Genomic DNA, 19,145 nt, shown 5'->3' with positions numbered 1-19,145 from the left:
GCCCTCTTCCCGTATGCACTGAACAGTCCCCTCTCCCCGTTGGGGAGAGGGTTAGGGTGAGGGGAAAAGACTTAAGCGATCGTGACCTTACTGTCCAGATAGACGTCCTGAACCGCGTTGATCAGCTTCACGCCGTCGGCCATAGATTTTTTGAACGCCTTACGGCCGAGGATCAGCCCCATGCCGCCCGCGCGTTTGTTAATCACCGCCGTGCGCACCGCGTCGGTCAGATCGGTTTCACCGCCTGCCGCACCGCCGGAGTTAATCAGCCCGGCGCGGCCCATATAGCAGTTCGCCAGCTGGTAGCGCACCAGATCGATCGGGTTGTCGCTAGTCAGCTTGCTGTAGACGCGGTCGTCGGTATAGCCAAAGTTCACCGCTTTATAGCCGCCGTTATTCTCGGCCATTTTCTGCTTCACGATGTCCGCGCCGATGGTCGCCGCAAGGTGGTTTGCCTGACCGGTCAGATCCGCAGACACGTGGTAATCCACACCGTCTTTTTTGAACGAGCCGTTACGCAGATAGGCCCACAGCACGGTTACCATGCCCAGCTCGTGGGCGCGCTCGAACGCCGCGGAGATCTCTTCTATCTGACGACGCGACTGTTCAGAACCGAAATAGATGGTTGCCCCGACCGCCACCGCACCCATATTGAACGCCTGCTCGACGCTGGCGTAGAGCGTCTGGTCGTATTCGGTTGGGTAGCTCAGGGTTTCGTTGTGGTTCAGCTTAACGAGGAACGGAATGCGGTGGGCATAGCGACGCGACACGGAGGCCAGCACGCCGTAGGTGGAGGCCACGCAGTTACAGCCCGCCTCAATCGCCAGCTCGACGATATTTTTCGGATCAAAATAGAGCGGGTTCGCGGCAAACGATGCCCCCGCAGAGTGTTCAACGCCCTGGTCAACGGGCAGAATAGAGAGGTACCCGGTTCCGCCCAGGCGGCCGGTATTATAAAGCGTCTGCATGTTTCGCAGTACGGCAGGAGGACGGTTGTTGTCGACCATGACGCGGTCTACGTAATCATGGCCAGGCAGATAAAGCTGGTCGGCTGGAATGGTCATACAACGATGCTGTAAAAGGCTGTCGGCGTCTTTGCCAAGCAGCTGCGCAATATCAGTCATAGTGATGCTCCCGTATGTCCGACATGATGTCGGAGCGTGTGATCCAAGCCCACGTTTTTGCAGGCAGACTAAGCCTGGTACCGACTTAACCTATTTTCCACCATTTGCAACTTTTTTAAGCACAATCTGCTGGCTCGTTTCATGTACAACATTTTTGTTACACTGATCAAACAATCGCCTTAAAGGTATTTAAAAGGTATTATCACATGGTATGTTACATGCGTACCTCTGACATGCAGGATTAAAAAATGAAAACGAAAGTCCAACTGTCATTCATGATGTTTGTTGAATGGTTTATCTGGGGCGCGTGGTTTGTGCCGCTGTGGCTGTGGCTGAGCAAGAGCGGGTTTTCCGCTGGGGAAATTGGCTGGTCCTATGCCTGTACCGCTATTGCCGCGATCCTCTCTCCTATCCTGGTCGGCTCGCTGACCGACCGTTTCTTCGCCGCCCAGAAAGTGCTGGCCGTGCTGATGTTCGCTGGCGCGATTCTGATGTATTTCGCAGCACAGCAAACCCAGTTCAGCACCTTCTTCCCGCTGCTGCTGGCCTACTCCCTGACCTATATGCCGACCATCGCGCTGACGAACAGCATCGCTTTTGCGAACGTCGATGACGTGGAGGCTGATTTCCCGCGCATCCGCGTGATGGGCACCATCGGCTGGATTGCCTCCGGCCTGGCGTGCGGCTTCCTGCCGCAGATGATGGGCTATAGCGACATCTCTGACACCAATATCCCGCTGCTGATGACCGCTGCCAGCTCCCTTCTGCTCGGCGTCTTCGCACTTTTCCTGCCGAATACCCCGCCGAAGAGCACCGGCAAGCTGGATATCAAAGTGATGCTGGGGCTGGATGCGCTGATCCTGCTGCGCGATAAAAACTTCCTGGTGTTCTTCTTCTGCTCATTCCTGTTCGCCATGCCGCTGGCTTTCTACTACATCTTTGCCAACGGCTATCTCACCGAAGTGGGGATGAAAAACGCCACCGGCTGGATGACCCTCGGCCAGTTCTCTGAAATCTTCTTCATGCTCGCTCTGCCGTTCTTTACCAAACGCTTTGGTATTAAGAAGGTCTTGCTGCTGGGGCTGATCACCGCCGCCATTCGCTACGGCTTCTTTGTTTACGGCGGCGCCGAACAATACTTCACCTACGCCCTGCTGTTCCTCGGCATTCTGCTGCACGGCGTAAGCTATGACTTCTATTACGTCACCGCGTACATCTACGTGGATAAAAAAGCGCCCGTGCATATGCGCAACGCGGCGCAGGGCTTGATCACGCTGTGCTGTCAGGGCTTTGGTAGCCTGCTGGGTTACCGTCTCGGCGGCGTGATGATGGAAAAAATGTTCGCCTATAAAGAGCCGGTGAATGGGCTGACCTTCAACTGGGCCGGAATGTGGACGTTTGGTGCAATCATGATTGTAGTGATTGCCGTGCTGTTTATGCTGTTTTTCCGCGAATCGGATAAAGAGATCACCGCAATTGAGGTGGTTGATGGCGATACCGCGCTGACACGAGGGGAAGTTAAATGAAACAAGACCGTATTCTCGGTGCTCTTTACGGGCAGGCGTTAGGGGATGCGATGGGGATGCCGTCTGAACTGTGGCCGCGCAAGCGGGTGAAAGCGCACTTCGGCTGGATCGACCGTTTCTTACCCGGCCCGGCTGAGAATAATGCCGCCTGCTACTTTAATCAGGCCGAATTTACGGATGATACGTCGATGGCGCTGTGCCTGGCCGACGCGATTATCGAATGCGACGGGGAAATTAATCCTGACGTTATCGGTAAGCATATTCTGGACTGGGCGCTGGATTTTGACGCGTTCAATAAGAATGTGCTCGGCCCGACCTCCAAAATTGCCCTGAACGCCATCCGTGACGGCAAGCCGGTGAGCGAGCTGGAAAATAACGGCGTCACCAACGGGGCGGCGATGCGCGCCTCCCCGCTGGGATGCCTGCTACCGGCCACGCGTCTGGCACATTTTGTTGAACAGGTTGCGTTAGCCTCCAGCCCGACCCATAAATCGGATCTCGCCATCGCCGGTGCGGTGGTGATCGCGTGGGCGGTTTCACGCGCTATCGACGGCGAGCGCTGGCAGAACATCGCCGATGCCCTGCCGGGTATTGCCCGTGCGGCGCAGGAGGCGAACACCACCACCTTCAGCGCATCGCTTTCCGCTCGTATTGAGCTGGCCCTGAAAACCGTGCGCGAAGCCAACGGTACGGAGACCGCCAGCGAGCAGATCTATCAGCTTATTGGCGCGGGCACGAGCACACTGGAGTCCGTTCCGGCGGCGATTGCGATGGTCGAACTCGCGGGCACCGATCCGAACCGCTGCGCGGTGTTATGCGCTAACCTGGGCGGTGATACTGACACTATCGGCGCGATGGCAACGGCCATCTGTGGCGCGCTGCACGGTGTACAGGCCATTGATCCGGCGCTTAAAAGCGAACTTGATGCCGTAAACCAGCTTGATTTCGGACGCTACTGCGAAAAACTGCTGCACTTCCGGGAGCAAAGGGAGGGCGTATGAGTGCTTTTGCCCGCCGTCTCGAAACCCTTCACGCTACGCGCCCCGTAACGGTGCTCGGCGCGGCGGTCATCGACGTGATTGCCGACGCCTACGCCCTGCCCTGGCGCGGGTGTGATATCGAGCTGAAGCAACAGGGAGTGAATATTGGCGGCTGCGCGCTGAATATCGCCATCGCCCTCAAGCGGCTCGGCATTGCAGCGCAAAACGCGCTTCCCGTTGGCCACGGCGTGTGGGCCGATATTATCCGTAATGCCATGGCGAAGCAGGATCTGCACAGCGCCGTGGAAGCGGAAACGGGCGATAACGGCTGGTGCCTGGCGCTGGTGGAGCCTGATGGTGAACGGACCTTCATGTCGTTTAGCGGTGTGGAGAATCAGTGGCAGCAACGCTGGCTGGATGGGTTGAGCGTGCCGGAGAAAAGCCTGGTCTATTTGTCCGGCTACCAGCTGGCGTCGCCCAGCGGCGAGCTGCTGACGGCCTGGGTGGAACGTCTTCAGGATGTGACGCTCTTTATCGATTTCGGTCCGCGCATCGCGGATATTCCCGACCCGCTGATGGCGCGGATTATGGCCCGTAAACCGGTTGTCTCGCTCAATCGGCAGGAGGCGGAACTTGCCGCCGAATGGCTTGGCGTGAACGTGGAACAGCTCGGCACTCAGTGGCAGCAACGGTTTGGCGCTGCGCTAATCGTACGCCATGATAAAGACGGGGCGGTCTGGTACGACGCTGACGCTTCCGGACACGTTCCGGCGTTTCCTGCTACCGTCGTCGATACCATCGGTGCCGGTGACAGCCATGCGGGAGGTACCCTTGCCGGGCTGGCTGCGGGATGGTCACTGCCAGAGTCGGTACAGCTTGGCAATGCCGTGGCCGCCTGGGTAGTCAGCCATCGCGGTGGAGACTGCGCCCCCACGCGCGAGGCCCTACTCCTCGCACACAAAGACGTATAGGTCGCTGCGGCAGTAGCTGATGCTGTACTCAATTGGCCGCTGCTGTTGATCGAGCGCGACTTGCTTGATCACCAGCACCGGTATCTTATCGTCCATCTTGATATGCGCCTGAAACTCGCTGTCCGGCATCCGGGCGCTGACGCGGGAACGGGTGCGCTGCGGAAAGATATTCTGGCTGCGGAAGTAATCATAAAGCGAGACGCCAATGTCGTCCGGGTTGGGAATTAATCCTACCGGTACCCAGGACTCCTCTATCGATACCGCATCGTCATCCACGTAACGGATGCGCTTAAGTAAAAACACATCGCTTTCCGGCGCAAGGGAAAGATGGCGGGCGATCTCTTCCGGGCACTTCACGATGCGTTTATTGACCCACAGGGTGTTGGGCGTTTTGCCACGCAGCACCACCTGCTGAGAAAAGCCGCGCGCCTCTTTCAGCGAATATTCAAAGATATTGTTGATTTGCGTCCCGTATCCACGCGCGCGGGTAACGACGCCAGCCTCTTCCAGCGCCTGCATGGCTTTACGCACCGTAATACGCGACACACCGGCCAGCTGGCTCAGATCGCGCTCGCCGGGCAAAATATTACCGTGCGCGAGCACACCGCTGCGCACCGCGTTCTTGACCGTTTCGGCAAATTTCAGATACAGCGGCGTGTTGTCCGGTGCGGCAATTCGTTCCTTGAGTTGAGCAATTAACCGGGTATGCGCTTGTTCCATCTCTGTTTTTCTCTGGCATGAGTTTCATGCCAGTATACGGCTTACCACCATGCATGAAAATGGTGAACCGGACCAATACCGTGACCCACTTCCAGAGAATCGGCTTTTGCCAGCGCGCCCGAGAGCCAGACCTTCGCCTCCTGCACCGTATCCGCCCATGTGGCGTGACGAGGACGCAGCGCCGCCAGCGCCGCCGAGAGCGTACAGCCCGTGCCGTGGGTGTTTTTGGTCTGGACGCGTGGCGCGGTGAAACGTTGCGTGCCATCGTGGGTGAAAAGCCAGTCCGGGCTTTCTGCATCATCAAGATGGCCGCCTTTCATCAGCACCGCGCGACACCCCATCGCCAGCAGCGCATTCCCCTGCTCTTTCATCTCACGTTCGTTTTGCGCGTGTGGCGCATCCAGCAGCGCGGCGGCTTCAGGCAGGTTTGGCGTGATCAGCGCAACCTGCGGCAGCAGCTTTTTACGCAGAGTGTCGACAGCCGAGGCGGAGAGCAGCGGATCGCCGCTTTTGGCCAGCATCACGGTATCAAGCACCACGTTTTTTATCTGGTAGTGTTTGAGACGTTCAGCGACCGCTTCAACAATGTCCGCCTCTGCCAGCATGCCGATCTTGGTGGTGTCGATACGTACGTCGCTGAATACCGAATCCAGCTGCGCGGCGACAAAATCCGGGTCAATGCGATACACCGACTGTACGCCGCGCGTGTTTTGCGCAACCAGCGCGGTGATAACCGAGCACCCGTATGCGCCGAGCGCAGAGAAGGTTTTCAGGTCTGCCTGGATCCCCGCTCCGCCGCTGGGATCGGTTCCCGCAATAGTCAGGGCATTAATGCGCGTCATACCTGTTCCTCCAGCGCGTAAAGCGCGTCCAGAAACGCGGAGACAAAGCTGCCGGGCCCCCGGCTTTGAGTCAGGGCAACTGACCCTGCGCGCTTCATAAAGCCGCAGGCTGCCGCCGCGTTATCAAGCCTGTCGCCAGGCAGCGAGCAGCAGGCGGCGACGACCGCCGAGAGCGCACAGCCAGTTCCTACCACGCGGGTCATCAGCGGGTCGCCCCCCGCGACCGTACGGGTTCGCTGGCCGTCGGTGATGTGATCCACTTCCCCTGTGACGACTACAACGGCGTGGGTCTGGCGGGCTAGCACCTGCGCAGCGGTCAACGCGCTCGCTGCCGTATCGGTGGAATCGACCCCACGTCCGCCCGCACTCATTCCGGCAAGGGCGAGGATTTCGGAGGCGTTGCCACGAATGGCCGCAGGTTTAAGGGATAATATTTGCTGGCAAAAACGGGTGCGGAACGCCAGCGCGCCAACCGCGACGGGGTCCAGAACCCAGGGTGTGCCCGCGGCTACCGCGCTCTCAATAGCCCGACGCATCGACTGGGCGCGCGGCGCGGTGAGGGTGCCAACGTTGACGAGCAGGGCATCGGCAAGCGCGGCAAACTGTTCCGCTTCCTCGGCTTCGATCACCATTGCCGGGGAAGCACCGAGCGCGAGCAGAACGTTGGCGGTGAAGGTCTGCACGACATCGTTGGTCATACAGTGCGTGAGCGGGGAACGGGTTCGGAATTGATGTAAAACGTGTGAGTCGAGCAGGTCAGGCTGCATGGTTTCGCTCCTGCCGTGCGGAAAGAAGCGATGACCGGGTAGGCATCTGACTTCCCTACGCTGGCATTATCCAGATCAGGTAATACGGGTATTTCTCAGCCTTCACAAAGAAGGGCACCCCGAGTCAAATCATCTATAAAACAAAAGCTTAAACAATACTTTGTTATTTAGTGTACCCGCGATTGAGCCTGCTGACAACCATTTTCCCTTTATCTCACTGCCTTATAAGGTACAGACGGGTTCAGGTTACACAAAAAATGAGAAATTCTATTGTTCATTTTCCGGTATTATTTGTACTGAATAAATAACTAACATTGAATTCACATTAAAAATATCTTTATTTAATGTCTACATTGAAAATCTTACGGAAGAATACCTTGCCCTTTATTTAAACACACCCACTCGATAATGTTTACTTTCAGCTTTAAAGGTCGTAATTTTCATTTGAAAACCCCCGTGTAAACCTTAATTTCCATCTCTTAAATAAAAACCGCATAAGTGTTAAAATAAAATTTCATAAAAATCATAAGGTTAAATTAAGCCACCTCGCAAGCGTATCACAACAAATTGATTTTAAAGAAGAAACAATGCAAGAGCATTATTTCTCATCATTCTTATCATTAATAAGAAACATGATCAAAATCAATATTTCTCGCCGCGAAATATCTATAGTTTCGCTCCGTTACCAACATAAATATTAAATACAACTATAAAATTCGACACACTTAAACTTACCCATTCAGCTCTGCTTAAACAAACGTTAGCAATATCGCTAGCGTATATTTTATCTGCCAAACACTGTGAGTCATTTCAAATGAAACCTGTTAGACAAACCGTCATCGCTGTCGCTATTATCGGTGCTCTTTTTGCTGGTACAATGAACGTAGCTAAAGCTGCTGATGTAAATGTAACTCTTAACGATAATGTTACCAATTCAGGTACTTTTATTCAGGTTCAAGGGACTAACAACACCGCATATAACCTTGATAACATCAAGGCTAGCAACACTCAACAAGACGGACAAATCTATAATCTGCAAGGGGATGTTGAGAAGGCAAACATTGCTATCAATAATGCGCAAGATACTGCTAACACTGCTGTAAATAAAGCTGATGCTGCTCAAGCTGGTGTTAATGCTAATGCACAATTTAACTCTACTTTGAATCAGAAAGTAGCTGATAACAAAGCTGATCAGATCTCCACCGACAACAAACAAAATATTTTGATTGATGACATTAAAAACAAAGCAGACACTGCTTTACAAGGTGTTGTTAACAATGGTTCCGATATTAAATCATTGCAAGATGAAAGCGCGTTACAAGGTTCTGTATTGATTAACCATGATCAACGGATCACCGCTTTAGAGAACCAAACACCACCTAAAGACGGTGTGAATGGTAAAGATGGTGTTGACGGTAAAGACGGGGCAACGGGTGCTACAGGCGCTGCAGGTGCAACTGGTGCGCAAGGTTTAAAAGGTGATACAGGCGCACAAGGTATAGCTGGGAAAGATGGTGCTCCAGGTGTTAAGGGTGAGAAAGGAGATAAAGGAGATTCCATCAAAGGTGATAAGGGCGACACTGGCGCTAAAGGTGATAAAGGGGATGCAGGTAAAGCTGGCTCTAACGGAATCACAACTACCATCACTAAGAAAGAAGTTGATACTAAAACTATCAATCTGGTTAAGTCACTCAATACCCAAACTACAGCACAAGCTAAAGATCTGAAAGCTGCTCAACAAGTGTTCGCACAAGCGCAAGCTAACACTAACTCTCAATTCAAGAGCCTGAAAGATGAAGTTGACAGCAATAAGAAAGAAGCCCGTTCAGGTGCTGCTAGCGCTGTAGCTATCGCCTCTATGCCTCAAGTAGAGAAAGATCAGGCTGTCATGTTCTCTGCTGGTGTAGGTAGCTTTAAAGACGAGCAAGCTGTTAGTGTGGGTGCATCCTTCCACGTTGGTAGCAACACCATCGTTAAAGCTGGCGTAAGCGATTCTACAAATAATGATCTTGCTATGGGCGCAGGCATCGGGATTGGCTTTTAAGAAAAACACGTAACTCGACTACATTCATAATAGAGGAAGCTTTTCAGGGCGACAGTACTTCGCTGATGGAAAGTATGATGATGGCCAATAACATGCTCAAACACATTTTTATTTCAGCTGCCCTGTATCTATTGCTTATTTCGGTCGGGGTCTGGATCGGCATTATGTACGTTTCTTATTATTTGTGTCGTTTTTAAGGTGATAAAATGAAAAAATCAATGATGCTAGTGTTAAGCGCTGCCGTACTTGCTGGGTGTATTTCGCCTGCACACGCCATTAGCGCACACTATCGTGCTCAGTTAGAGCGCTCGGGATGCACGCAAATTAGCGCTGGCGATGGATCTTGCGATATCAGCAAAACCAAAGCGGAAAACGCGGCACAACACGAACCAACGGCATCCGTTCACGATCCCCTTCGCGAAGCCTCGTTCTCGTCGGATACGGTTAACGCTACCCTTTCTAACGGCTTTTTTAGCGCTACCGTGAACGGCAAAAAAGCCAGCGTTAAACGTCTGAATGCGAATTTCTATGAGATCCATGGTAACGGTTTTGTGATATCGATAAGCCTGGATGAAAACGGTATTACGGACGCGTCATGGAATAAAACAAAGGGACGTGAACACGGCGTTTTACGCGTTACCCAAAAATAAACAGTCTAAGGAGGCTCTCCGCCTCCTTTTAGCCTGCCAGGCGCACAATTTGCCACACTCTTTCATCTGATTTTACAATGCTGACAATCCATATATAAGCCACTGTTTTTATTAAGAATAATCTGCATATTTTTGCCGGAAAATGAGGTTATCCCCTCCCCTGTGCCCTGTGTCACAAAACAGTAAACAAATTAACCATTGAGCCCGGTGACAAAAGGCTCTATATTGGCGGCGTTTTTTTCAGGCCCCATCTGTTTTTTAACTTTTTATTCAATCGTTGCTCATAACGAAGCGGCGGTTGTAGGAGTGATATGATGACGGATAAAGTCCGTATTGACACCGTAGATGCCCACAAAAGCAACGAAACCTATCTGGCCCGTCAGGCCGAGTTTGAATCTAACGTCAGGAGTTATCCGCGCAAACTGCCTTTAGCGATCACGAAAGCAGAAGGCGTGTGGATCACCGATGCAGATAATAAAGAATACCTTGACTGTTTAGCAGGCGCAGGCACCCTCGCGCTTGGCCACAATCATCCTGATGTGCTGCAAAGCATCCAAAATGTCATTACCAGCGGCTTGCCGTTACATACCCTGGATCTGACTACGCCGTTGAAAGACGCGTTTTCAGAATACCTCCTCTCTCTGTTGCCTGGTCAGGGCAAAGAGTACTGTCTGCAATTCACTGGCCCGTCCGGGGCTGACGCCGTTGAAGCGGCGCTGAAGCTGGCGAAAAAAGTAACCGGTCGCAGCGGTATCATCAGTTTCTCTGGTGGTTACCACGGTATGACCCACGGTGCACTGTCCGTCACCGGTAACCTGTCTCCGAAAGAAGCGGTTGACGGTATGATGCCAGAAGTCCAGTTCATGCCTTACCCACACGAGTACCGCTGCCCACTGGGTATCGGTGGTGAAGCGGGCGTGAAGGCGCTGACCTACTACTTCGATAACCTGATCAACGACGTTGAAAGCGGCGTGCGTAAACCTGCCGCGGTGATCCTGGAAGCTGTTCAGGGCGAAGGCGGCGTGAACCCGGCTCCGGCTGAGTGGTTGCAGCGCATCCGTAAAGTGACTCAGGAACACGGCATTCTGCTGATCCTCGACGAAGTTCAGGCTGGCTTTGCCCGTACCGGTAAATTCTTTGCCTTCGAACACGCAGGCATTGAGCCTGACATCATCGTGATGTCCAAAGCAGTTGGCGGCGGTCTGCCACTGGCTGTGCTCGGTATCAAGAAGCAGTTCGATGCGTGGGCGCCTGGTCACCACACCGGTACCTTCCGCGGCAACCAGCTGGCGATGGCAACAGGTCTGACGACGCTGAAGATCCTGAAAGACCAGAATATCGCGGGCAAAGTGGCCGCACAGGGCGAATGGCTGAAAGGCCAGCTGAAAGAGATGGCGAAACGCTATCCGGTTATCGGCCACGTTCGCGGTCTGGGCATGATGATCGGTATTGAAATCGTTAAGCCACATGAAGCCGCCGACCACATGGGTTGCTTCCCGGGCGATGGCGAGCTGTCTGCACTGATCCAGAAGAAGTGCTTCGAAGCAGGCCTGATTCTGGAGCGTGGCGGCCGTAACGGTATCGTTCTGCGTCTGCTGCCGTCACTGCTGATCAGCGATGACGAGCTGAAAGTCTTCCTGGATAAATTCGAGCAGGCACTGCTTGCTGCGGGCGTTCGCCCGGCGTAACCGGAGTTGTTGATTACGATGTCTGATTCAAACCCAATTTTGTTCTCCTCTGCCCAGAGCATTGAAGCTTACCAGCAGGCGATTGAACAAAGCACTCAGGCTGTGATGCAGTGGCTGAAACAGCCTGAGATGTACCAGGGCAAAACGGTCGCGGAGCTGCGCGACCGTATTAAGCTGGATTTCAACCCGAAAGGGCTGGGCAACGAAGCGGCGATTGAACGCGCCGTGGAGTTCTTCCTGAAAGACAGTTTGTCCGTTCATCACCCGCAGTGCGTGGCGCACCTGCACTGCCCAAGCCTGGTCGTAAGCCAGGCGGCGGAAGTGCTGATTAACGCCACCAACCAGAGTATGGACTCCTGGGATCAAAGCCCGTCCGCAACCATTATTGAGATCAAGCTGATCGAATGGCTGCGTACCCGCGTGGGTTATCAGGCTGGCGACGCAGGCGTCTTCACCAGCGGCGGCACCCAGAGTAACCTGATGGGCCTGATGCTGGCGCGTGATGCGTTCTTCGCGCGTCAGGGCCACTCGGTACAGCAGGACGGTCTGGTGGGCGATCTGCGCAAAATTCGCGTGCTGTGCTCTGAAAACGCCCACTTCTCCGTGCAGAAAAACATGGCGCTGATGGGCCTGGGCTACCAGTCCGTGGTGCAGGTGAAAACTGATGAATTCTCCCGCATGGATCTCACCGATCTGGCGGCGAAAATCGAACAGTGCAACGCGAACGGCGAACAGATCCTGGCGATTGTGGCCACGGCCGGCACGACGGATGCGGGTGCTATCGATCCGCTGCGTGCCATTGCCGAGCTGGCTGCGAAACAGAATATCTGGGTACATGTTGATGCGGCCTGGGGCGGCGCGCTGCTGATGTCCGAGCAGTATCGTCACTACCTGGACGGCATCGAGCTGGTGGATTCCGTGACGCTGGACTTCCACAAGCAGTTCTTCCAGACCATCAGCTGCGGTGCCTTCTTGCTGAAAGAAGCACGTCATTATGAGCTGATGCGCTATCAGGCGGCTTACCTGAACTCTGAGTTCGATGAAGAAGCGGGCGTGCCTAACCTGGTTTCCAAATCTCTGCAAACCACCCGTCGTTTCGACGCGCTGAAACTGTGGATGAGCCTGGAAGCGCTGGGTCAGGAGCAATATGCGGCAATTATCGATCACGGCGTGACGCTGGCACAGCAGGTTGCGGCTTACGTAAAAGAGCAGTCTGCTCTGGAACTGGTTATGCAACCCCAGCTGGCAAGCGTGCTGTTCCGCTTCCGTCCGCAGACCCAGATGGCTGACGCCGGTATCGCCCTGCTGAACCAGAAAATTGGCGATGCGCTGCTGGAATCCGGCCGCGCAAACGTCGGGGTGACCGAGCATAACGGCGTCACCTGCCTGAAGCTGACCCTGCTGAACCCAACCGTGACGCTGGAGGACGTTAAAGTCCTGCTGTCTCTGGTTGAGCGTACCGCGCAGGAAGTGATGGCGAAGTAATGCTTTTCCCTCTCCCATCCGGGAGAGGGTTTATTTTCCCGTCCTGACGCCCCTATCCTTTTTTCCTCGAAGCATAACCGTAGTCATACTGGCTATACCCCGAGCTGTAAAACAGCGCTGCGGATTTAACAATATCGTTGAGGATTGTGCCGCTGACCTTCACGCCAACGTGCTGTAGACGTTTAACGGTATTCTCCATCTCTTTCACGCTGGTTTTATCGTAACGGGCAACCATTAGCGTTGTTCCGGCTGCTCTGGCAACCAGCGCGGCATCATTGACGGCAAGAACTGGGGGTGTATCGATGATGACAATGTCATATTGCTCGTTAACCCAGGACATGATGTCAATGAACCGTTCGCTTAACAGCATTTCTAACGGACGCAGGGGTTCCGGGCCGCAGGTGATGACGTCAATTCCCCCTTTTTCAGCATGCTGAATGACCTCCCCAAAGTCGCGCTTCCCTTCCAGCAGGAAGGATAATCCGTGGCGGTTCTCCAGGCCAAAAATATTATGCACATAACCCTGGCGCATATCCGCATCAATAAACAGCGCACGCTGACCGCTCTGCCCGGCAATGGCCGCCAGGTTCGTCGCCACCAGCGTTTTTCCGCAGTCCTGCGTGGGGCCAGAAATCATCACAATGCGATTCTCAGCCTCCATCATGGTGAAATGCAGACTGGTTCGCAGCCCGCGTACCGCTTCAACAAACATATCAGCAGGTCGATCGACTGGCAGGAAAGGTACATCCGAGGTTTTGTGTGTCCAGCGACGAGAAAACGGATTTTTTCTGCGCAAATGCGTTTTACTCCAAAGCCACTGTGAACGTGGTAACGTCGCCAGAACCGGCATCCCCTGCGCTTCCAGCTGTTCGGAAAGCGTGATCCCACGTTTGAACGCCTGACGTACCAGTACGGTCCCCATTGAAAGGATGAGCCCGAACAGCACGCCAAGCGCAATGATTAGCGCTTTTCGCGGTTTTATCGGATCCGGGAGTGTAACCGCCTCATCAATGATCCTCACGTTCCCGACAGCGCTGGAGCGGGAAATATTCAGCTCCTGCTGACGCGTCAAAAGCTGTAAATAAATCGTGCGGCCCGACTCAACATCGCGGCTCAGGCGTAAAATCTCCTGCTGCGTGGAGGGCATCGAGGACACACGGTTATTAAGACGATCCCGTTCCCGCACAAGGGTTTGTCTTTTTTCATGCAATGCACGGTAGGTAGGGTGACTCTTTTTAAAGAGCTGGGAAATTTCTGCCTCCCGGAACGTCAGCTCATTTAGCTGATTCTCAACGTTCACAACCTGATCCAGGACGGATTTTGCCTCTAAAGACAGATCCACAGAGTCGCGCTGCGCCCGGTAGGCATTCAGCCGCGCTTCAGCCTGATCCAGGTCCGCTCTGATTTTCGGTAACTGCTCCTGTAAAAAATCCAGACTACGCGAATCCTGAGCCTCCTGGCGCGCGATATTTTGCTGTAGATAATTTTCAGCAATCGCATTCAGCACCCGGGCGATTTTGTCAGGATCTTCACCCGTCAGGGTTAAGGTCACAATACCGCTCTGTTTCTCCGATTCCACAACCGTCAGACGCTTCTTCAGTGCATTGATCGTCTCCAGGCGCGTCAACGACTTAAGCGAAAACTGTGTGCCTGGCGTCGCCTCAATCGAGGTCACCCGCAGCACGATCCCTTGCGTAACCAGCGTTTTACCAACCTGGCCGTCTGCCTCAATGTTTTCGCCCGTCAGGTGATACCTTCCCGCTTCCTGTACGGTCAGCGTGAGTTCTTGCGCTTTGCCCTCCACCTGCGGGATCTGGAGTTCGCCTAACGTTATGTTGCCCTGGCCACGCCCTTGCAGACGCTGCCAGAGACGCCCCACCACAGGCAAAACGCGCTGCTTTGCCTGATACGTCAGATCTAATTTGTCGACGGTCTCGCCGAGGATCATGCGAGATTTCAACAGTAAAATTTCAGGGGCAACATCCGGCGAAATATCGGTGCCCAGCTGGCTCAAGCCTTTGAGCAGGCCGTTATCCTGTTTGCTTTCTATTTGCACCATAGCATCCGCCTGATAAACAGGTGGCGTAACCCAGGCATAGAGGCCCGCGCATAAAGTGAAAAGGAAAGTCACGCACAATATCATCGTGCGGTGGTCGATCATTTCGCCGAGCAAACGAACGAGATCGATTTCATTTTGTTCGGGTGCCCCTGCACCATAACTGTCTGTTGTGTAAGACGACATTAATGCTTTATTCCTTTCTGTCCTAAACGACGTGCCCATTCCTGGCTGGCTTTACCCAATAGCCCGAACACATATTCAAACGCTTCACGGCTTTTACGATAGGGGTCTGGGATATCCTGCGGCTCCAGCCACTGCCCAAAAAGCAGCGACTTCCCCCTGTTTTCCGGTGCCATGGCTGCAATGAAGCGAAGATGTTCCGGCTCCATAACCAGGATGAGATCGGATCCCTGCATCAGCCTGCGTGTCAGCCTGCGCGCCACATGACCGTCGAGGGAGATCCCATGCCGCCAGGCCACGTCCTGGGCGCACTCATCCGCCGGATACCCCTCAAGGCCGAGTATTCCCGCCGAGGTGATGTGTCTGTCGGGCAAGTGCTGGCGCAAAAGCCGTTCTCCAATCGGAGAACGGCAGACATTTCCGGTACATACCACGAGTATTGATTCGAACATTATTGCGGCCACGATCTGATATAACGAACCGTTTCGGTGAGGTCATGCACCCCGCTGATTGTCGGAACAAGCTGTGTTATTACGCGATTCCAGCGGGAGAGTGGAGCAGTGGTGACATAGACAATGTCGTAAGGCTCAAGCTGAAACTCGGTGCCCAGCACCATGGCCGAAGCGTCTTTTGCATTCAGTTGATAGATATTCGCAATTTTCCCGGACTCGCGTACCGAGCGGATAACAAAAATACCCGTCGCATCAGCCATATTCTGGTCCAGGCCACCGGCATTGCCGAGCGCTTCGGCCAACGTCATGCCGCTGCGATCCATCTTCAGCGTGCTCTGTTTAACAACTTCGCCCATCACGAATACTTTCAGCGCATCGTTGCGGGGAATAAACAAGATGTCGCCAGGGTTGAGCAGCTTATTCTGGGTTAAATCGCCATGCTGCATCAGGGCATAAAGGGAAATTCGGGAATCCTGACCGTTGTGAGTCAGCACCACGTTCCGCCAGTCCGCATCAGCAGTAAGCCCACCTGCGGCATTAACGGCATCCATAACCGTCAGCGGAATGTTGGTGATGGCCTGCTGGCCAGATTTCGCCACTTCTCCCGTAACGTAGGCTTTTTGCGAACGGAAAGCGGCAACGCTGACGTCGACCTGAGGGCTTTCAATGACGTTATCCAGCCGCGCGGTGATCTCCTCGCGCACTCTGGAAACCGTTTTTCCCGCCACGTGCAGTTTACCCACGTAAGGATAAAAGAGCGTGCCATCGGCATTGACCCAGTTTCCCGTATCGCTTGCGCTACGATACTGTCCCGCGGGCGTAGTCAGCTCCGGGTGATCCCAGACGGTGACCGTCAGGATGTCACCGATTCCAATACGGTATTCCCAGTTTTTGACCTGCTCATCAAGATTAGGATTTGCCTGAGATTTAGCTGCTGCGGGACGTAGTTTCTCAATTAATCCGGGCGTAAGTGGATAAATTTCGATTTGTTTATCTAAACTATTATTGAGATCAGCCGGCGCAATTATTTTTTTGCCTGCGGAACTTAACGTTTGGCCGGGAGAAATTACGCACCCCGCCAACTGACTTATTGCTAAGAATATTACAGATAATGCTGTTGTGTTTTTCATTTATATATACTTATCATCCCTGCTCGTAGCGAACGCCCGACGGGGCGCAGCCCTGCGCTAACCCACGCTTGAAATAAGTTTCTTTTCAAGGGAATACTAAAACGTAATGTAAAAGTGAAGACACGAATTGCCCGATCTGTGACGGGCAATTAATTAAAATATAATCTTCCTGAAAATCTTAATGCCTGTGGCAAAAAAAAGCACGATCTACAGTTTATAAAATTATGGCAACAATGTATTTTCAGAATTAATTCAGCAAAACGATAGTTACAATGAATTATTCCCGTCAGCACGCATTCATATCAAAAATACTCACAACCGCTGGCACTACACAAAACCGTTCACTTTTGTTACATTTTTTTTCAAACACACCCTGTTTTGATACTTAAAATGGGCTGTCTGCCGCACTGTCCCCCGCAGACAAGCGTATCCATAACGATATCACTGGAGAAAAAATGGCTAAGCGTAAATTGGTGCTTCTGGGTGTATTACTGTCTCTGGCGGGCTCCGCATTCGCAGCCCCGCAAACGGCCGCCGCGCCTTCCGGCATTAAGGCTTATGAAGAGCAGGAGTTCATCGCCGACTTCACCAAATTTAAGATTGGCGATACCGCGCCCGCGCAGTATCAGACGCCAGAGTACACCATCAAACAGTACCAGCTACGTAACCTTCCCGCGCCCGATGCCGGTACGCACTGGACCTACATGGGTGAAAATTATGTTCTGATTGGCGATGCTGATGGCAAAATCTACAAAGCCTATAACGGAGATATTTTCTATCACCGCTGATACGATGATCCGGCCCTGGCAGGAGGACGACCGGCCATTTCTGCGCACGCTGTACCTGCATGCACGACGCGTGGCCTGGCCATGGCTGGACAATTCTGAATGGCAGCTTGAGGATTTTGACGCCGCAACGCGTGACGAGCAGATCTGGGTTGCGATTCACGACGGTCACCGGGTAGGGTTTGCCTCCGTCTGGGAAAATGATAACTTTTTGCACAATCTGTTTGTCGACCCGCAGTATCAGCGTCTGGGAGTTGGCCGTTTGTTACTGGAACAAGTACAGAGGACGTTTACCAGTACAGGCGCGCTGAAGTGTCTGGTGAAGAATGAGCGGGCAGTTGCGTTTTACCAGCGCCACGGCTGGCACATTGAGGCGACGGGGGATTCTCCGGAAGGAGAGTATTATTTGATGCACTATCGGCTTGGGTAAAGTCAGGTGGCGCTACGCTTACCTGACCTACAAAATCGAGGTAGGCCGGGTAAGGCGAAGCCGCCACCCGGCACTGACGCGCAGAGGCGTTATACCGCGCGGAAGGCGATCTCACTCGGGATCACGTCCCCCTGCCAGTACAGTTGCGCCGCAACGCGCCCCGCCAGCTGACGATAGATTTCCGTGAATTCGCTATCAGGACGGCTGACCACCGTCGGCTTACCGCTATCCAGATCTTCACGCAGTGTGATATGCAACGGCAGTTGCCCCAGCAGCTGGGTGTGATATTGCGCCGCCAGCTTCTCCGCACCGCCGGTACCGAAGATCGGCTCATGGTGTCCACAGTTGCTGCAAATGTGCATGCTCATGTTTTCGACGATGCCGAGTACCGGCACCTCCACCTTCTCGAACATCACGATGCCTTTTTTGGCGTCGATCAGCGCGATATCCTGCGGCGTGGTGACCACGACGGCGCCGGTGACCGGAATGTTCTGCGCCAGCGTCAGCTGGATATCACCGGTGCCCGGCGGCATGTCCAGCACCAGATAATCGAGGTCAGGCCACATTGTCTCCTGCAACATTTGCAGCAACGCTTTGCTGGCCATCGGGCCGCGCCAGACCATTGCGTTATCGTCCGTGACCAGGTAACCAATGGAGTTGGTCGCCAGACCGTGCGCCACGATCGGCGCCATGTGGGTACCGTCCGGCGAAGTTGGACGCTGGTTTTCAGCACCCAGCATGTTCGGAATGGACGGGCCATAAATATCAGCATCCAGAATGCCGACTTTCGCCCCTTCTGCCGCCAGAGCAAGCGCCAGGTTCACGGCGGTCGACGATTTACCCACCCCACCCTTGCCAGAACTGACGGCGATGATGTTCTTCACGCCGTTAACGCCCGGCTGATTTTTCACGCGCTTGAGCGTGGCGATGCTGTGGCTTAGCTTCCAGTCAATTGCTTTTGCGCCAGTAATGCGCAGCAGCTCAGAACTGGTTTGCTCTTTCAGGGCATCAAAGGCGCTGGTCCAGACGAACGGCATCTGCAGCTCAATGTGCAGCGTATCGTCCAGCCATGCGACATGATGAAGCGCTTTCAGCGTCGTGAGATTGTGCTTCAGGGTTGGATGCTGAAAATTAGCCAGCGTCCCGGCGACCATTGCTCGTAAGGCTTCCGGTGATTTGGCCTGGGATTGAGAACTCATCCCGACTCCTTTGTTCTTGTGAATAAGACCTTAGATGAACAAGTTTACCTGAAAGGCCGTGGTTTGTGCTTACTTAATAATGCCCCTTTTGGTAATATCGAAAACCCTTTTCA

17 protein-coding genes and 1 riboswitch are annotated in these 19,145 nt (G+C 53.7%); of the genes, 9 read left to right on the top strand and 8 right to left on the bottom strand.

The annotated features are described in order from the left end of the window. Positions 1 to 71 precede the first annotated feature (71 nt). The gene (gene fbaB, locus ACOT0L_RS00490; RefSeq protein WP_022648654.1) at positions 72 to 1,124 is read right to left on the bottom strand and encodes a class I fructose-bisphosphate aldolase; all 1,053 of its coding nucleotides are present in this window, start codon (positions 1,122 to 1,124) and stop codon (positions 72 to 74) included. 248 nt (positions 1,125 to 1,372) lie between these two features. Here fbaB and ACOT0L_RS00485 point away from each other — a divergent pair, with 248 nt between their 5' ends. The 3 genes from ACOT0L_RS00485 to ACOT0L_RS00475 are packed head-to-tail and all read left to right on the top strand — an operon-like array spanning position 1,373 to position 4,601. Continuing rightward, on the top strand, positions 1,373 to 2,650 hold the full coding sequence (locus ACOT0L_RS00485) for a nucleoside permease (protein ID WP_126503293.1): 1,278 nt from the start codon (positions 1,373 to 1,375) through the stop codon (positions 2,648 to 2,650). Then, positions 2,647 to 3,651: an ADP-ribosylglycohydrolase family protein gene (locus ACOT0L_RS00480; RefSeq protein ID WP_022648656.1), complete on the top strand. Its 1,005-nt coding sequence runs from the start codon at positions 2,647 to 2,649 to the stop codon at positions 3,649 to 3,651. Before ACOT0L_RS00485 ends, ACOT0L_RS00480 begins: the two co-directional genes overlap by 4 nt. Beyond that, positions 3,648 to 4,601, top strand: a complete 954-nt coding sequence (locus tag ACOT0L_RS00475; protein ID WP_063147718.1) for a PfkB family carbohydrate kinase — start codon at positions 3,648 to 3,650, stop codon at positions 4,599 to 4,601. The genes ACOT0L_RS00480 and ACOT0L_RS00475 overlap by 4 nt, the downstream gene beginning before the upstream one ends. On the opposite strand, the gene ACOT0L_RS00470 is transcribed toward ACOT0L_RS00475, so the two are convergent. Genes ACOT0L_RS00470 through thiM form a run of 3 tightly spaced genes read right to left on the bottom strand, consistent with a single transcriptional unit; the run spans position 4,575 to position 6,930 of the window. Next, entirely contained in the window at positions 4,575 to 5,321 is a 747-nt protein-coding gene (locus tag ACOT0L_RS00470) for a GntR family transcriptional regulator (protein ID WP_022648658.1), read from the bottom strand. The genes ACOT0L_RS00475 and ACOT0L_RS00470 overlap by 27 nt on opposite strands. Before the next feature lie 41 nt (positions 5,322 to 5,362). Then, complete coding sequence (gene thiD / locus ACOT0L_RS00465; protein WP_023300565.1) at positions 5,363 to 6,163, bottom strand: bifunctional hydroxymethylpyrimidine kinase/phosphomethylpyrimidine kinase; 801 nt, start codon at positions 6,161 to 6,163, stop codon at positions 5,363 to 5,365. After that, on the bottom strand, positions 6,160 to 6,930 hold the full coding sequence (gene thiM, locus ACOT0L_RS00460) for a hydroxyethylthiazole kinase (RefSeq protein ID WP_022648660.1): 771 nt from the start codon (positions 6,928 to 6,930) through the stop codon (positions 6,160 to 6,162). The genes thiD and thiM overlap by 4 nt, the downstream gene beginning before the upstream one ends. Positions 6,931 to 6,965: 35 nt before the next feature. After that, positions 6,966 to 7,062, bottom strand: a riboswitch (TPP riboswitch). A gap of 682 nt (positions 7,063 to 7,744) precedes the next feature. Here thiM and ACOT0L_RS00455 point away from each other — a divergent pair. The 4 genes from ACOT0L_RS00455 (at position 7,745) to ACOT0L_RS00440 (ending at position 12,797) form a co-directional block, all read left to right on the top strand. Beyond that, positions 7,745 to 8,974: a YadA C-terminal domain-containing protein gene (locus ACOT0L_RS00455; protein ID WP_126503295.1), complete on the top strand. Its 1,230-nt coding sequence runs from the start codon at positions 7,745 to 7,747 to the stop codon at positions 8,972 to 8,974. Positions 8,975 to 9,180: 206 nt separating this feature from the next. After that, positions 9,181 to 9,624: a hypothetical protein gene (locus ACOT0L_RS00450; RefSeq protein WP_022648666.1), complete on the top strand. Its 444-nt coding sequence runs from the start codon at positions 9,181 to 9,183 to the stop codon at positions 9,622 to 9,624. A 311-nt stretch (positions 9,625 to 9,935) separates the two neighbouring features. Beyond that, entirely contained in the window at positions 9,936 to 11,312 is a 1,377-nt protein-coding gene (locus ACOT0L_RS00445; RefSeq protein WP_032622473.1) for a diaminobutyrate--2-oxoglutarate transaminase, read from the top strand. 18 nt (positions 11,313 to 11,330) lie between these two features. After that, positions 11,331 to 12,797 carry a pyridoxal phosphate-dependent decarboxylase family protein gene (locus tag ACOT0L_RS00440; protein ID WP_022648668.1) on the top strand — a complete coding sequence of 489 codons (1,467 nt, stop codon included), beginning with the start codon at positions 11,331 to 11,333 and terminating at the stop codon, positions 12,795 to 12,797. A 52-nt stretch (positions 12,798 to 12,849) separates the two neighbouring features. Here ACOT0L_RS00440 and ACOT0L_RS00435 read toward each other — a convergent pair whose 3' ends face one another. The 3 genes from ACOT0L_RS00435 to ACOT0L_RS00425 are packed head-to-tail and all read right to left on the bottom strand — an operon-like array spanning position 12,850 to position 16,618. After that, positions 12,850 to 15,039 carry a polysaccharide biosynthesis tyrosine autokinase gene (locus ACOT0L_RS00435; protein WP_126503297.1) on the bottom strand — a complete coding sequence of 730 codons (2,190 nt, stop codon included), beginning with the start codon at positions 15,037 to 15,039 and terminating at the stop codon, positions 12,850 to 12,852. Further along, positions 15,039 to 15,488 carry a phosphotyrosine protein phosphatase gene (locus ACOT0L_RS00430; RefSeq protein ID WP_022648670.1) on the bottom strand — a complete coding sequence of 150 codons (450 nt, stop codon included), beginning with the start codon at positions 15,486 to 15,488 and terminating at the stop codon, positions 15,039 to 15,041. Before ACOT0L_RS00430 ends, ACOT0L_RS00435 begins: the two co-directional genes overlap by 1 nt. Then, on the bottom strand, positions 15,488 to 16,618 hold the full coding sequence (locus ACOT0L_RS00425) for a polysaccharide export protein (RefSeq protein ID WP_022648671.1): 1,131 nt from the start codon (positions 16,616 to 16,618) through the stop codon (positions 15,488 to 15,490). The genes ACOT0L_RS00430 and ACOT0L_RS00425 overlap by 1 nt, the downstream gene beginning before the upstream one ends. 455 nt (positions 16,619 to 17,073) lie before the next feature. Between ACOT0L_RS00425 and ACOT0L_RS00420 the strand changes: the two genes are divergently transcribed. After that, positions 17,074 to 17,406 carry an RcnB family protein gene (locus ACOT0L_RS00420; RefSeq protein WP_022648672.1) on the top strand — a complete coding sequence of 111 codons (333 nt, stop codon included), beginning with the start codon at positions 17,074 to 17,076 and terminating at the stop codon, positions 17,404 to 17,406. Further along, complete coding sequence (locus ACOT0L_RS00415; RefSeq protein WP_032622520.1) at positions 17,357 to 17,833, top strand: GNAT family N-acetyltransferase; 477 nt, start codon at positions 17,357 to 17,359, stop codon at positions 17,831 to 17,833. Before ACOT0L_RS00420 ends, ACOT0L_RS00415 begins: the two co-directional genes overlap by 50 nt. Before the next feature lie 89 nt (positions 17,834 to 17,922). Here the strand turns inward: ACOT0L_RS00415 and apbC are convergent, their stop codons facing one another. Further along, positions 17,923 to 19,032 carry an iron-sulfur cluster carrier protein ApbC gene (apbC, locus tag ACOT0L_RS00410; protein WP_023300574.1) on the bottom strand — a complete coding sequence of 370 codons (1,110 nt, stop codon included), beginning with the start codon at positions 19,030 to 19,032 and terminating at the stop codon, positions 17,923 to 17,925. Positions 19,033 to 19,145: the final 113 nt, after the last annotated feature.

The sequence above is a fragment of the Enterobacter cloacae complex sp. XAL002 genome (assembly GCF_049236805.1).
Lineage (GTDB): Bacteria > Pseudomonadota > Gammaproteobacteria > Enterobacterales > Enterobacteriaceae > Enterobacter > Enterobacter intestinihominis.
This window is presented reverse-complemented; position numbering and strand designations above follow the sequence as displayed.